This window comes from Marinobacter sp. L-80 (genome assembly GCF_056859395.1).
Window position 1 is genome coordinate 1 of sequence record NZ_JBSXOI010000073.1, and the last position, 12,946, is coordinate 12,946.

The window sequence follows — 12,946 nt, forward strand, 5'->3', positions numbered from 1 at the left end:
CTGATAACCGTCTTGACTGACTGAATAGAGAGAATCGAGACTCTATTCGGCTGGATATTGTGGATACGTTCTCGGGCCGAACTGTGATTCGACGCGGCGGGGTCACTTGCTCAAAATACTTCTGCCGCGCAGACCCCTAGGCGTCCGGAGTCTGCAACCGCTTCCGTTCCGCCCGACGCATCAGGTACCAGGCAATGAACGCAATCAGCGAGACTGCCAGAATGATCAGCGTGGCCAGCGCGTTGATCTTCGGCGAAACCCCCATCCGCACGGAGGAAAACACCACCATCGGCAGCGTGGTCGCCCCTGGCCCGGACACGAAGCTGGCAATCACCAGGTCGTCCAGGGACAGTGTGAATGCCAGCAGCCAGCCGGACACCAGCGCCGGAGCAATCACCGGCAGGGTGATCACGAAGAAGGTCTTCAGGGGCGTACAACCCAGGTCCATGGCCGCCTCCTCGATGGAGCGATCCACCTCCTGCAACCGGGCCGACACCACCACTGCCACATAGGCACTGCAGAAGGTGGTGTGGGCAATCCAGATGGTTGCCATGCCACGGTCAACCGGCCAGCCAATGGTCTGGGCCATCTGCACGAACAGCAGCAACAGCGACAGGCCGGTTATGACCTCGGGCATAACCAGCGGCGCGGTAATCATGCTGGACAGCAGCGTGCGCCCGCGCATCTTCTTGAACCGGGTAATCACAAACGCACACAGCGTGCCCAGGCACACCGCCATGCTGGCGGAGTAGAAGGCAATCCGCAGGCTCATCCAAACCGCCGACAGAATCTGCTCATCCCGGAACAGCTCGCCGTACCAATGGGTGGAAAATCCGGCCCAAACCGATACCAGCCGGGACGCATTGAACGAATACACGATCAGCACGAACATCGGCAGGTACAGGAACAGCAGGCCCAGAATCAGCATGACCTTTGAGAAACTGAACGAGCGTGACTTAACCATGCTTTTCCATCTCCCGGGCCTGGAACCGATGGAACAGCACAATCGGCACCAGCAGTAACAACAGCATCACGATCGCGAGGGCAGACGCCACCGGCCAGTCGCGGTTGTTGAAGAACTCCTCCCACAACACCTTGCCGATCATCAGCGTGTCCGGCCCGCCGAGCAGCTCCGGAATCACGAACTCGCCCACCGCGGGAATAAACACCAGCATCGAGCCGGCGAGGATGCCGGCCTTTGAGAGCGGCAGGGTGATGGCCCAGAAGGTGGTCAGGCTTCGGCAACCCAGGTCTGACGCTGCCTCCAGCAGGCGCACATCCAGCTTCACCAGATTGGTGTAGATGGGCAGCACCATGAACGGCAGGTAGGCGTAGACGATGCCCAGCACCACTGCGAAGTTGGTGTTCAGCATCTTAAGGGGCTGCTCAATCAAACCCAGCCACATCAGGAAACTGTTCAGCAGCCCCTGATTGCCGAGGATGCCCATCCAGGCATAGACCCGGATCAGGAACGAGGTCCAGGAGGGCAGCATCACCATCAACAGCAACACCAGTTGCCAGTGCTTGGGCGCCCTCGCCATGGCGTACGCCATCGGGTAGCCAATCAGCAGGCACACGACGGTGGCCAGGAAGGCGGTTTTCACCGATCCCCAGTAGGCCGCGAAATACAGGCTGTCGGACAGCAGGAACAGGTAGTTCCCGATATTCACCACCACCGAGAAGGTGTTGTCCACCCACCGGAATACGGGCTCGTAAGGGGGAATGGCCATCACCGCCGAGGTCAGGCTGATCTTCAGCACCAGCGCAAACGGCAGGAGGAAGAACAGCAGCAGCCACAGGAAGGGGATACCGAAAACTACCCGCCGATTGAAAAGGACTGCACGCACCCGCTCGGTCAGAGGGGCGGGTAAAAGTTTGCGTCTCATCGGCTCAGTTCCAGAGCAGGATGGGGCTGGAGGCTTCCCAGGATACGAATACCCTGTCGCCCCAGGTTGGCCGCTCACCACGACGTTCGACGTTCGCCATGGTCGCCTGCACCCGTTTGCCGCTGGCCAGCTTCACGTAGTAGGACGTGATGTCGCCCAGGTAGGCAATGTTGTCCACCGTACCGCAGCTCCAGTTGTGCTCGCCGTCCGGTTTGTCGGCGGTCAGATAGATCTTCTCCGGACGCAGGGCGATCAGGGTTTCGGTGGTTTCCGCAGGCGTGGTTACGCCACGGTCGATGAACACCGGCGCATCCAGCAGGGTGCTGGTCAGCGTGATGCTGTCGGCCTCGTCTTCGCGGATGTGCGCCTCGAAAATGTTCACCGAGCCGATGAACTCTGCCGTCATGCGGCTGTTCGGGCTCTCGTAGATATCGATGGGCGAGCCGATCTGGGCAATCCGGCCCTGGGCCATGATCGCAATACGGCTGGCCATGGTCATGGCTTCTTCCTGGTCGTGGGTCACCATCAGGCAGGTGGCGCCAACATTTTCCAGAATTTCCACGAGTTCCAGCTGCATTTCGGTACGCAGCTTCTTGTCCAGGGCACCCATGGGCTCGTCCAGCAACAGCAGCTTGGGACGTTTGGCCAATGAGCGGGCCAGGGCAACCCGTTGCTGCTGACCACCGGAAAGCTGCTGGGGTTTGCGCCGGGCATAGGGTTCCATCTTGACCAGCTTCAGCATGGCGTCCACACGGTCGCGAATTTCGCCCTTGGGCAGCTTGTCCTGTTTCAGGCCCATGGCAATGTTCTGCTCCACCGTCATGTGGGGGAACAGGGCATAGGACTGGAACATCATGTTAGTCGGGCGCAGGAACGGTGGCAGAGCCGTAACGTCCTGGCCGTCGAGCATGATGGTGCCGGCGTTGGGCGTTTCAAAACCTGCGAGCATGCGCAGCAGCGTGGACTTGCCGGAACCCGAGCCACCCAGAAGGGCAAAGATCTCGCCCTTGTGGATGTCCAGATTGACGTTGTCTACGGCCAGCGTGCCATCAAAGCTTTTGGAAATGCCCCGAATGCTGAGTAACACCTCCGCTTGCGCGGAGGTGTTGTTGCGGTTTTCCACCGCTTAACGACCAGACTTCACGTTGGTCCAAGTGCGGGTCATCAGACGCTGGGCGTCCTGAGGCCGGCCTTCCATGATGTACAGCTTCTTCATCACTTCGTCGGTGGGGTAGATGCTGGTATCGCTCAGAATCTCCGGATCAACAAACTCGTTGGCCGGCTTGTTCGGGTTGGCGTACCACACGTAGTTAGTCACATCGGCGATGATTTCCGGGCGCATCAGGAAGTTCATCAGCTTGTGGGCGTTCTCCACGTTCGGCGCACCGGCCGGAATGGTCATCATGTCGAACCACAGCACCGCGCCTTCTTTGGGAATGGTGTAGCGGATCACGTTGCCATTTTCGGCTTCCTCGGCGCGGGCAGCGGCCTGCAGGATGTCGCCGGAGTAACCGGCAGCCACGCACAGGTCACCGTTGGCCAGGTCGCCAATGTAACGGGACGAATGGAAGTAGGTGATGTTCGGACGAATGGCCTTGATCACCTCACCGCCTTTCTTGATGTCGTCGGCGTTGTTGCTGTTCGGGTCCAAGCCGATGTAGGCCATGGCCGCACGCACCATCTCTTCGCCGGAATCCAGCATGGCAATGCCGCAGCCGCCGGCGGCGAGCTTGCCGGTGACCTCCGGATCAAATACCAGCGCCCAGGAATCAGTAGGAGCGCTATGGCCCAGGATTTCCTGAATGCGGCCTTCGTTATAGCCATAGCCGTTGGTGCCCCAGAGGTAGGGCAGGGCAAACTGGCTGCCCGGGTCGACCTTTTCCAGATCGTCCATCAAATCCGGGTTCAGGTTGCTCATGTTCGGCAGCTTGCTGTGGTCCAGCGCTACGAAGGCGTTGGCAGAAATCTGCTTGGCCACGTAGTGGTTGGAGGGCACAACAAGATCGTAGCCGGAACGGCCGGAAAGCAGGGCGGCTTCGAGGATCTCGTTACTGTCGTAGACGTCATAGATGACCTTGATGCCGGTTTCTTCCGTGAACTTCGCCAGGGTGTCCTCAGCGATGTAGTCGGACCAGTTGTAGACGCGCACTTCCTCTGCTGCAAAAGCGGAGGAGGCACACAGAGACAACGCAACAGAGGCGGCCAGCGCCTGTGGCTTACACAACTTCAACATTGGATGGTTTCCCTCACTCAAAAGGGATTAATACAAAACGTGCAGGACGCACGCAGTGTTGTGCAGGTCTGCTGAGGGTGGCCGCAGTTGGCTGTTGTCCCGGACGGAACCCGTCGCCGCCTTTTGACTCCTTTAAGGCTTGTCCTGGAAACGGCAGTTGGGAATCCGCCGAATTCTCGCGATATGTATCATGAGATTCCGGGTTGCGCTATAAAAATTTAACTCCGGGATTTGTGGTATGTCCCTATCTTGCCAAACACCCCGGAAACCGGGATAAAGGAGTGTTGAAACTCCTGCGCCGGCTCCTCGGCACCAGGCCTGTTTGCGTTGTGGAAGGCGTTCCCTATGGCTTCTGGTTCTACGAGTGCCGACTCGTTCCTTCAGGCACACCCCGAACTTCAGTTTGTTGATCTGCTGATCCCGGATATCAATGGCATTGTTCGCGGCAAGCGGGTGGATCCGTCAGCGCTGGCGAAAGTGTTTGAGCGTGGCGTAGCCATGCCGGCTTCCATCTTTGCCCTGAACATTCAGGGCACCACGGTGGAAGAAACCGGTCTGGGGCTCGACATCGGCGAGGCTGATCGCGTCTGCCTGCCCATCGAGAACACCCTCACCATGGAACCCTGGCAGAAGCGCCCAACAGCGCAACTGCTGCTGACCATGTATGAGCTGGACCGCGAGACGCCGTTTTTCGCAGACCCCCGAGTGGTCTTGCAGAACATCGTCAAGCGCTTTGAGGAACTGGGCCTGACCCCGGTGGCGGCCTTCGAGCTGGAGTTTTACCTGATCGACCAGGAGAACCTCTCCGGTCGCCCGCAGCCGCCGAAATCGCCGCTTTCGGGTAAACGCCCGGCGGGCACCCAGGCCTACTCCATTGATGATCTGGACGAGTACGCGGAATTCCTGGCGGACGTGCTGGATGCCGCCCACGAGCAGGAGCTGCCGGCGGATGCGCTGGTGGCCGAATCGGCGCCCGGCCAGTTTGAAGTCAACCTGCATTACGTGGATGACGCAGTGCAAGCCTGCGACCACGCCACCCTGCTCAAGCGCCTGATCAAGAACATGGCCTACGACCATGAAATGGACACCACCTTCATGGCCAAGCCCTACCACAACCAGGCCGGCAGTGGCATGCACCTGCACGTGAGCCTGGTGGATAGTGAGGGCCGCAACGTATTCGCCGGCGACGCCGAGCAGCCAAACGACATGCTGCGCTGGGCCGTGGGCGGGTTGGTGGCCACCATGAACGATGCCATGGCGTTGTTCTGCCCGAACATCAATTCCTACCGACGGTTCAGCCCGGAGTACTATGTGCCCAGTGCGGCTACCTGGGGCGTGGATAATCGGACTGCGTCACTGCGTTTGCCGGGCGGTGATCCTGAAGCTCTTCGAATTGAACACCGTGTGGCCGGCGCCGATGCCAACCCGTACCTGCTGATGGCAGCCGTGCTGGCGGGCATGCATTACGGTATCTCCAACCGGATCGAACCACCGCCGGTCACCGTGGGTAATGCCCATGAACAGCACGAGGCCTCATTGGTGAATAATCTGCGGGATGCCTTGCGGGAGCTGGGCCAATCCAGAGTCATGGCTGACTATCTCGGTCGGGAGTTTCTGGACGTGTTCGTGGCCTGCAAGGAGCATGAGCTGAATGAATTCGAGATGACCATCTCGGATCTTGAGTATCTGTGGTACCTGCACACGGTCTAGTGGCTTGTGAATCATAAAAAAACGGCGCCTTGAAGGCGCCGTTTTTCGTTTGCCGGACTGCGCCGAACTATTCCAGCACCAGCCAGGTGGCCTTCAGCTCGGTGTACTTGTCGAAGGCATGGACCGACTTGTCGCGGCCGTTGCCGGACTGCTTGAAGCCACCGAAAGGCGCTGTCATGTCGCCGCCGTCATAGTGGTTGATCCACACGCTGCCGGCCCGCAGGGCCTTGGCCACCCTGTGGGCGGTATTGATATTAGAGGTCCAAACCGCAGCGGCCAGGCCGTAGATGGTATCGTTGGCAATCGCGACAGCTTCGTCTGGGGTGTCGAATCCGATCACAGAGAGCACTGGCCCGAAGATTTCCTCGGAGGCGATGCGCATCTGGTTGTTTACCCCATCAAACACTGTGGGCTGAACAAACAGACCGCCAGTATCCTCCATGATCCGCTGGCCACCCTCCACCAGGCGTGCGCCCTCAGACTGGCCGATGCCAATGTAGTCGATAATACGATCCAGCTGTCCCTGGTCGACGATTGCGCCACAAGTGGTGGCCGGGTCCAGCGGGTGGCCAGGGCGCCACGTTTTCAGGTCCTCGCGAATCAGCCCGACAAACTCGCCACGAATGCTGTTTTCCACCAGAAGGCGACTGCCGGCGGTGCACACCTCGCCCTGGTTGAAGGCAATGGCACTGGCTGCCTCGGCAGCGGCCTTTTTCAGGTCTGGCGCATCAGCGAAGACAATGTTGGGGCTCTTGCCACCGGCTTCCAGCCACACCCGTTTCATGTTGGATTGGCCGGCGTAAACCATCAGCTGCTTGGCCACATTCGTGGAGCCGGTAAACACCAGGCAATCCACGTCCATGTGCAGGGCCAGAGCCTTACCCACGGTGTGGCCATAGCCTGGAAGCACATTGAAAACACCCGCGGGGACGCCCGCTTCCTCGGCCAGGGCGGCCAGGCGAATGGCGCTCAGGGGCGATTTCTCGGAGGGTTTGAGTATTACCGAATTGCCTGTGGCCAGGGCCGGCGCGATTTTCCAGGCCGCCATGATCATCGGAAAGTTCCAGGGCACGATGGCCGCCACCACACCCATGGGCTCCCGGGAAATCATGCCGATCTGGTTGTGGGGGGTAGGCGCAAGCTCACCGTAAACCTTGTCGATGGCCTCGGCGGTCCAGCGGATTGCCCGGGCCGTGGCCGGTACGTCCACGGTTCTGGCGTGGCTGATGGGTTTGCCCATGTCCAGGGTTTCCAGCAGGGCAAGCTCGTCGCCGTGGGCTTCGATAAGGTCAGCGAACCGGAGCAGCACCGCCTTGCGTTTTGCCGGTGCCAGCTGGCTCCAGATGCCCGCCTCAAAGGCGGCCCTTGCAGCCCTAACGGCCTGGTCGGCATCGCTCTGATCGCAACTGGCAATAGAGGCCAGCTCGCGCCCGTCAATCGGGCTGACCGAGGTAAACGTCTCGCCGTTGGCCGCCCATTGATAGGCGCCGTTCAGATAGGCGCGGCCCTCCAGAGTGAGGTTTGTGGCCAGGGCCTGCCATTCGGCCTGGCTGGTCGGTGTGGAAGAGCTGACGGGTTGATTCATGGACGCCTCGCAGGCTGTAGAGTTGAGCAATCATAGCAGCACTTTTATCCGCAGGCGCCGCCCGCGATATAGGTATAAGAACGTGTCTTTCCGAACGCGCGGTGCTGGCATAGACTTCCTGCGGCGCGCATCGTTGCAGCCTGATCCTGAACGTCTCTATCACCTTTTCTGGCGTCACATAATGATCGAGTATCCCCCGGTTCCCTCGTATTACGCAGCTTCCGCCAATTCGGCCCCTGTGCGCCCGGCGCTGCGAGGGTCTTGCGAGGCCGATGTTTGCGTCGTCGGTGCCGGCTACACCGGCCTTTCGACAGCGCTGTTCCTGGCGGAAGCTGGCTTCAGGGTGGTGGTTCTGGAGGCAGCGACGGTCGGCTGGGGTGCTTCGGGGCGCAATGGCGGCCAGATCGTTAACAGCTTCAGCCGGGATCTGGACAGCATCGAAAGACAGACCTCTCAAGACCACCTGAAACTGCTGTCTGAGATGGCCTTTGAGGGCAGCCAGATCATTCGCCAGCGGGTGAAGAGTTACGGCATTCGGTGCGACCTGAAAGAAGGCGGTATTTTCGCAGCGCTCAATCCAAAGCAGCTCAGGCACCTGGAGTCTCAGCAAGCGCTGTGGCGCCGGTTCGGTTACGACCAACTGGAACTGTTGGATAGGAGTGCCATCCGTTCCCGGGTTGGCACGGAACGGTATGTCGGCGGCGCCATTGATCACACCGGCGGCCACATTCATCCGCTCAATCTGGCTCTCGGCGAAGCCGCGGCCCTCGAGTCGCGCGGCGGCGTGATTCACGAGCACTCCACGGTAACGAGCATCGCCCCCGGTAAAACCGTAACCGTTAAAACCGACATGGGCGAGGTGAGGGCGCAAACGGTTGTCCTGGCTGGCAACGCCTATCTTGGCGGCCTGGTGCCGGAGCTTGGGGCCAAATCCATGCCCTGCGGCTCGCAGATTATTGCTACCGAGCCGTTGGAGGAGGCCGTTGCCAGGCAATTGCTGCCGAACGACAACTGCGTCGAAGACTGCAACTACCTCCTGGACTACTTCCGGCTGTCGGGTGACAACCGCCTGATCTACGGCGGTGGCGTGGTCTACGGCGCCCGCGACCCGGCGAACATCGAACGGCTGATTCGTCCGAATATGCTGAAAACCTTCCCGCAACTGGCGAATGTGAAGATCGATTTCGCCTGGACCGGCAATTTCCTGCTGACCCTGTCGCGCCTGCCACAGCTCGGGCGCTTGCACGAGAACGTGTTCTACTCCCAGGGTTGCTCCGGCCATGGGGTTACCTTCACACACGTGGCAGGCAAGGCATTGGCACTGGCAATCCAGGATCAGGAGGAACGTTTTGATGCGTTCGCCAGCCTGCCGCATTACCCGTTCCCGGGTGGCCGCGCCTTCCGGGTGCCGTTGACGGCGATGGGAGCCTGGTACTATGCGCTGCGGGACAGGTTGGGCGTTTGAGTCACCGGAAAACTGTGAAACGGTACCCGTTTCATCAACGTTTAAATTTGTAATCAGTCGGCCTGCTATTCGCTCCCAGCCCACAGCCGGGATTCAAGCGCATTGTGAAAAGCCTTTTTAAAACAATGCCCTATGTTCGTAAGTCCGGGCTCCCTGCTGTAACCTTCCATCACAACGTGTATCCCTCCGTAAACGCCAAGTTTCTGACGTAATCCCGCCGAAAAATCCGGAACTGCGCCGCATATAACCGAAAAGTGCCGCTGTAAGATTCGCTCAAATTCGTCAATTAAATGGTGTGAATCAATGTCAAATTGCGGCAAAAAATTAACGAAGCAAGGACTGCTGATGTTACCTGCGGTCGTTTTGCTTTCGGGCTGCGGTCTGGACATTACGAGTGAAGAGAGCACCACGGCGGCGCAGGCTGCTCCCGCGACGCCTGAGCCCACAGTCCAGATCGCCGGTGCAGCCGTTAAGGGAATCATTCAACAAGGCCTGGTGGTTGCAAATCGGCTGATAGCTGACAAAGACGGCTATTACGCCCCGCAGCGTCAGGCGGCGAAAGCGGTATTAACCGCAGACGATGGCAGCTATACCTGGCAGCTTCGCGGTAAGGCCGAAGGCTGGGCCCTGGTCGAGCTTTCTGCGGACGGCGGCACTCGCATGGTCTGTGACGTTCTGCCCCAATGCGATCAGGCCGGTGCTGAGCCAGTGCCGTTTGGGCAGGTAATGCCGCTGGATAGCAACTTCAGTCTGTTGGGTGCTGGCGATTTGCGGAACGAGACGGTGAACCTTACGCCGCTCACCCACCTGGCTGTAAAACTGGCTGAGCGCAGTTCGGAAGGTCTCTCACCGACAGCGATTTCCAGCGCTTACACCACCGTTGAAAACTGGTTCGCCCTTCCGGCCGGTGCTTTGCGCCTGACTCCCCCCGACCTGACCAATCTGGATGGAATGACCGGCGTAACCGCGGATGCCATTCAGGTGGCGATTGCCAATGCGTCATTCCTGGCGCTGGTCAATGACAACGCCCAGTGGGATTCGATTTCAGCTGTCCTGGATGACGTTACTTCACAGGTCAGTGCCACCGGCCAGATCAGCGTTATGGGCGATGGTACCAACGTGGCACTGGCAGATCTTGTCAGCGCGGCGGCCTTGCAGTCTTCTGAACTGCAGAACGTGGTGAATTCAAGCGTCATTAGCCAGAAGCTGGTGGTGGTCGAATACCGCAATGTACAGCGCTTCAAAACCATTGCCGATGTTAACGAAGAAAGTAATACCGACGTTGCAGATTCCGGTGATACCACCGACGGAACCACTGGCGGCGATGAAACCGCTGGAACTGATTCCGGCAGCACCACTGACACCTCAACCGATACCAGCATCGATACCTCGACCGATAACTCAACAGGTTCAACCGACGAGCAGGTTGCCGGTACAACTGAGCCCGATACGTCAGGTGACTCGACGTCAGGCGGTGATACAACCACCGATACAACGACTGATACAACCACCGACGAAACCGTAGCGGACACAGGAACAGACACTGAAATCAGCGAGCCCGTCACCGAGACGACGCCTGAGGAAACCGCTCCTGCAAACACAGCACTGCTGAGCTGGACCGCGCCGCTGACCCGCGAAAATGGCGACAGCCTGGCCATGGGTGAAATTGCAGGCTTCGAGGTGGTCTACGGTACCAGCGCTGAAAACCTCGACCAGAGCCTGGCCATTGGTGACGCCTCCGTCGACGAGCTGCTGGTTGATGAGCTGACTGAAGGCACCTGGTACTTTGCTATCCGTACCCTGGACACCGATGGTAATCGCAGCCGGCTGTCTGAAGTGGTCTATAAACAGATCTGATTTGGCGGTAAAAGGCAGCGACCCCCACTGGGGGCTTCGCTGCCAGCCTGCTACTATGTGCTGGTCCATTGCTCCATACCAGGTACATCATGGCCGGTTCAGACTACTCTCGCACTCTCCTTGAAGTGATCCCTGACGCCAGAGACGGCCTTACCCGCACTGAAAGAATCATTCTTTACGTCCTGCATGAAACTCAGAAGGAGCTGAAGGGCCGCAATGTCCCGACCGCCATTCTGTATGGCAGGGTGCTGGAATATGTGGACATGAGCGAGGCGGATCTTCATCTCTATCTGGACCGCCTGGGCGTAAAGGGAGACGGAATGTGACCATCGATTTCAGTCCTCTCTATCCCAAGCTGGTCAATCTCATACTCGACACGATCTTTGTGGTGGACGAGTCTGGCCAAATCGTTTTCGTCAGCGAAGCGTGCCAGCGGTTGCTCGGTTACTCGCCTTCGGAAATGATCGGAACACCGCTGCTGAACTACATTCACCCGGAAGACCAGGAGCGCACGCTGGCTGCTGCCCGCAGGGTAATGAGTGGGCACACTCACACGGACTTCGAAAATCGCTACCTGCACAGGGATGGTCATGCCGTGCATATCCTGTGGTCGGCTCGCTGGTCTGAGGAAGACCGTCTCCGGATTGCGGTGGCTCGGGATGTCACCGCTTTGCGACGGGGCGACCAGACCCGCAACGCGCTCTACCGGATCTCCGAAGCAGCTCACGAGGCAGAGACACTCCGCGATTTGTGCGATGGTTTTCATTCAATTATTGGTGAGCTTTTCCCCGAGTCCGATCTCTACCTAGGTTTCAATCAGTCGCACTCCGGTCGGCTCAGCTTGCCCGACTGGCGCACGAAGAGCGGTTGGGTCGACTGGCAGGTGGCCCCGGGATCGGCTCTTGAAGACGTCATCCACACCCGAAAATCGTCTATGGCAGTGCGGAATCCGGCGCATCCGGGCTTGGGGATGCACCCTAAAACCGGCTCGGAAGTTGCCAACTGGCTGGGGGTGCCTCTGGTTTTTCATGAGTCCACCATGGGCGTCCTGGTTATTGAGCGTGGTACGGCGGCCGTGTCCTTTGATGAGGCCGAAAAGTCGCTTCTGGAGTTCGTGGCAACCCAGGTTGCGACGGTTGTAGAGCGCAAGCGTTCGGAAGAAAACCTCCGATTCCTGGCGCACCACGACGGGCTTACCGGTTTAACCAATCGTTCCCTGTTCTACGATCGCCTGGAAACCGCGTTGCGATCAGCCAGCCGGAACGAGGGGCGGCTGGCGCTGCTGTACCTCGATGTGAATGACTTCAAGCAGATTAACGATACGCTGGGTCATGAAGCCGGCGATGAACTGTTGATCGAGATGGCCCAGAGGCTCAGGGACTGCACCCGTGGGACAGATACCGTCGCACGGATGGGCGGCGATGAGTTTACCGTTCTGCTCACCGATGTTCATGGGCGTGAGTCAGTTGAGAATGCCATAGCCAAGATTCGCGAAATTTTGAGCTTGCCGGTTGCCATCGGTGGCAAAACGGTTCGCGTTTGCTGCAGTATCGGTTCGGCCGTGTATCCGGAGGATGGTGAAACCGCCCGGCTGCTGTTCAGCAAGGCCGACGCAGCCATGTACGCGAGCAAGCGTCAGTCAGAGTAGCGCTGGCTGCCTGCGCGAGATGTGCATGCAGCCAGCCAGACCGTGAGCGATTATTTCGCGGTAATAGTCGACATCACCAGCTTGCCGTCCTTTTTGATCGGGCCGTCTTCCTTGGCGCCCAGGGTGTATTCAAAAATACCCGTTTTCATCCCGCCGTCTTCGCTGTGAACCATCAGCATCAGCATGTCACCAGATTGCACTTCCTCGGTCAGGATGGCGGCGACGTCCATGTTCATACCTTTGCGCAACGGCGCGTGGGCGACAACAGGGCCCGGCTTCATGGATTCGTCGGTGCGGTGAACCACCAGCCACCCATTCTGCTCGGCAACCACCTTTCTGGCGGATACAACGCCGTTGGCAACAGACTGATCGTTGGTCCAGACACCGGCCTTGTGTTCAGCGGCCAATGCAGAACCGGTTGCGAAAGCGCCGGAAACGAGGGCGGCCAGAAGTGCGGAAGTTTTTGCGTGCTTGTTCATTGCGTTCTCCTGAGTGTCAGTGTTTCCCGCCCGTCGGGTTGTTTTTGGGCGGGTTAACTGCAGCTACGGGAGCCGATGCGCAA

11 protein-coding genes are annotated in these 12,946 nt (G+C 59.1%); 5 read left to right on the plus strand and 6 right to left on the minus strand.

Features of this window, described 5'->3' with window-relative positions:
* Positions 1 to 136 precede the first annotated feature (136 nt).
* The 4 genes from AC13E3_RS15910 to AC13E3_RS15925 are packed head-to-tail and all read right to left on the minus strand — an operon-like array spanning position 137 to position 4,119.
* Positions 137 to 964, minus strand: coding sequence for an ABC transporter permease subunit (locus AC13E3_RS15910; RefSeq protein ID WP_069184252.1), 828 nt, complete (start codon positions 962 to 964; stop codon positions 137 to 139).
* A complete protein-coding gene (locus AC13E3_RS15915) occupies positions 957 to 1,886 on the minus strand; it encodes an ABC transporter permease subunit (protein WP_136631691.1) in 930 nt (309 codons plus the stop codon). Before AC13E3_RS15915 ends, AC13E3_RS15910 begins: the two co-directional genes overlap by 8 nt.
* A 4-nt stretch (positions 1,887 to 1,890) precedes the next feature.
* Positions 1,891 to 3,009 (minus strand): polyamine ABC transporter ATP-binding protein, encoded by a 1,119-nt coding sequence (gene potA / locus AC13E3_RS15920; RefSeq protein ID WP_349343630.1) that lies wholly within the window; start codon positions 3,007 to 3,009, stop codon positions 1,891 to 1,893.
* 3 nt (positions 3,010 to 3,012) lie between these two features.
* Complete coding sequence (locus AC13E3_RS15925; RefSeq protein WP_349343629.1) at positions 3,013 to 4,119, minus strand: polyamine ABC transporter substrate-binding protein; 1,107 nt, start codon at positions 4,117 to 4,119, stop codon at positions 3,013 to 3,015.
* A gap of 345 nt (positions 4,120 to 4,464) precedes the next feature.
* On the opposite strand from AC13E3_RS15925, the gene AC13E3_RS15930 reads away from it, so the two are divergent.
* Positions 4,465 to 5,829 carry a glutamine synthetase family protein gene (locus AC13E3_RS15930; protein WP_349343628.1) on the plus strand — a complete coding sequence of 455 codons (1,365 nt, stop codon included), beginning with the start codon at positions 4,465 to 4,467 and terminating at the stop codon, positions 5,827 to 5,829.
* Positions 5,830 to 5,896: 67 nt separating this feature from the next.
* On the opposite strand, the gene AC13E3_RS15935 is transcribed toward AC13E3_RS15930, so the two are convergent.
* Positions 5,897 to 7,414, minus strand: coding sequence for an aldehyde dehydrogenase (locus AC13E3_RS15935; RefSeq protein ID WP_482902219.1), 1,518 nt, complete (start codon positions 7,412 to 7,414; stop codon positions 5,897 to 5,899).
* A 181-nt stretch (positions 7,415 to 7,595) separates the two neighbouring features.
* On the opposite strand from AC13E3_RS15935, the gene AC13E3_RS15940 reads away from it, so the two are divergent.
* From AC13E3_RS15940 to AC13E3_RS15955, 4 genes are all read left to right on the plus strand, one after another.
* Positions 7,596 to 8,879 (plus strand): NAD(P)/FAD-dependent oxidoreductase, encoded by a 1,284-nt coding sequence (locus AC13E3_RS15940; RefSeq protein WP_482902220.1) that lies wholly within the window; start codon positions 7,596 to 7,598, stop codon positions 8,877 to 8,879.
* 345 nt (positions 8,880 to 9,224) lie between these two features.
* Positions 9,225 to 10,736, plus strand: a complete 1,512-nt coding sequence (locus AC13E3_RS15945) for a hypothetical protein (protein WP_482902221.1) — start codon at positions 9,225 to 9,227, stop codon at positions 10,734 to 10,736.
* A gap of 89 nt (positions 10,737 to 10,825) precedes the next feature.
* Positions 10,826 to 11,062 (plus strand): hypothetical protein, encoded by a 237-nt coding sequence (locus AC13E3_RS15950; RefSeq protein WP_474546232.1) that lies wholly within the window; start codon positions 10,826 to 10,828, stop codon positions 11,060 to 11,062.
* Positions 11,059 to 12,384 (plus strand): sensor domain-containing protein, encoded by a 1,326-nt coding sequence (locus AC13E3_RS15955; RefSeq protein WP_474546233.1) that lies wholly within the window; start codon positions 11,059 to 11,061, stop codon positions 12,382 to 12,384. Before AC13E3_RS15950 ends, AC13E3_RS15955 begins: the two co-directional genes overlap by 4 nt.
* A 50-nt stretch (positions 12,385 to 12,434) precedes the next feature.
* Here the strand turns inward: AC13E3_RS15955 and AC13E3_RS15960 are convergent, their stop codons facing one another.
* Complete coding sequence (locus AC13E3_RS15960; protein ID WP_219122842.1) at positions 12,435 to 12,863, minus strand: DUF7282 domain-containing protein; 429 nt, start codon at positions 12,861 to 12,863, stop codon at positions 12,435 to 12,437.
* Positions 12,864 to 12,946: the final 83 nt, after the last annotated feature.

Coding starts and splice junctions, on each gene's coding strand:
- AC13E3_RS15945 (WP_482902221.1), top strand. CDS start 9,225: ATGTTACCTGCGGTCGTTTTGCTTTCGGGCTGCGGTCTGGACATTACG.
- AC13E3_RS15915 (WP_136631691.1), bottom strand. CDS start 1,886: ATGAGACGCAAACTTTTACCCGCCCCTCTGACCGAGCGGGTGCGTGCA.
- AC13E3_RS15910 (WP_069184252.1), bottom strand. CDS start 964: ATGGTTAAGTCACGCTCGTTCAGTTTCTCAAAGGTCATGCTGATTCTG.
- AC13E3_RS15935 (WP_482902219.1), bottom strand. CDS start 7,414: ATGAATCAACCCGTCAGCTCTTCCACACCGACCAGCCAGGCCGAATGG.
- AC13E3_RS15925 (WP_349343629.1), bottom strand. CDS start 4,119: ATGTTGAAGTTGTGTAAGCCACAGGCGCTGGCCGCCTCTGTTGCGTTG.
- AC13E3_RS15940 (WP_482902220.1), top strand. CDS start 7,596: ATGATCGAGTATCCCCCGGTTCCCTCGTATTACGCAGCTTCCGCCAAT.
- AC13E3_RS15930 (WP_349343628.1), top strand. CDS start 4,465: ATGGCTTCTGGTTCTACGAGTGCCGACTCGTTCCTTCAGGCACACCCC.
- AC13E3_RS15950 (WP_474546232.1), top strand. CDS start 10,826: ATGGCCGGTTCAGACTACTCTCGCACTCTCCTTGAAGTGATCCCTGAC.
- AC13E3_RS15960 (WP_219122842.1), bottom strand. CDS start 12,863: ATGAACAAGCACGCAAAAACTTCCGCACTTCTGGCCGCCCTCGTTTCC.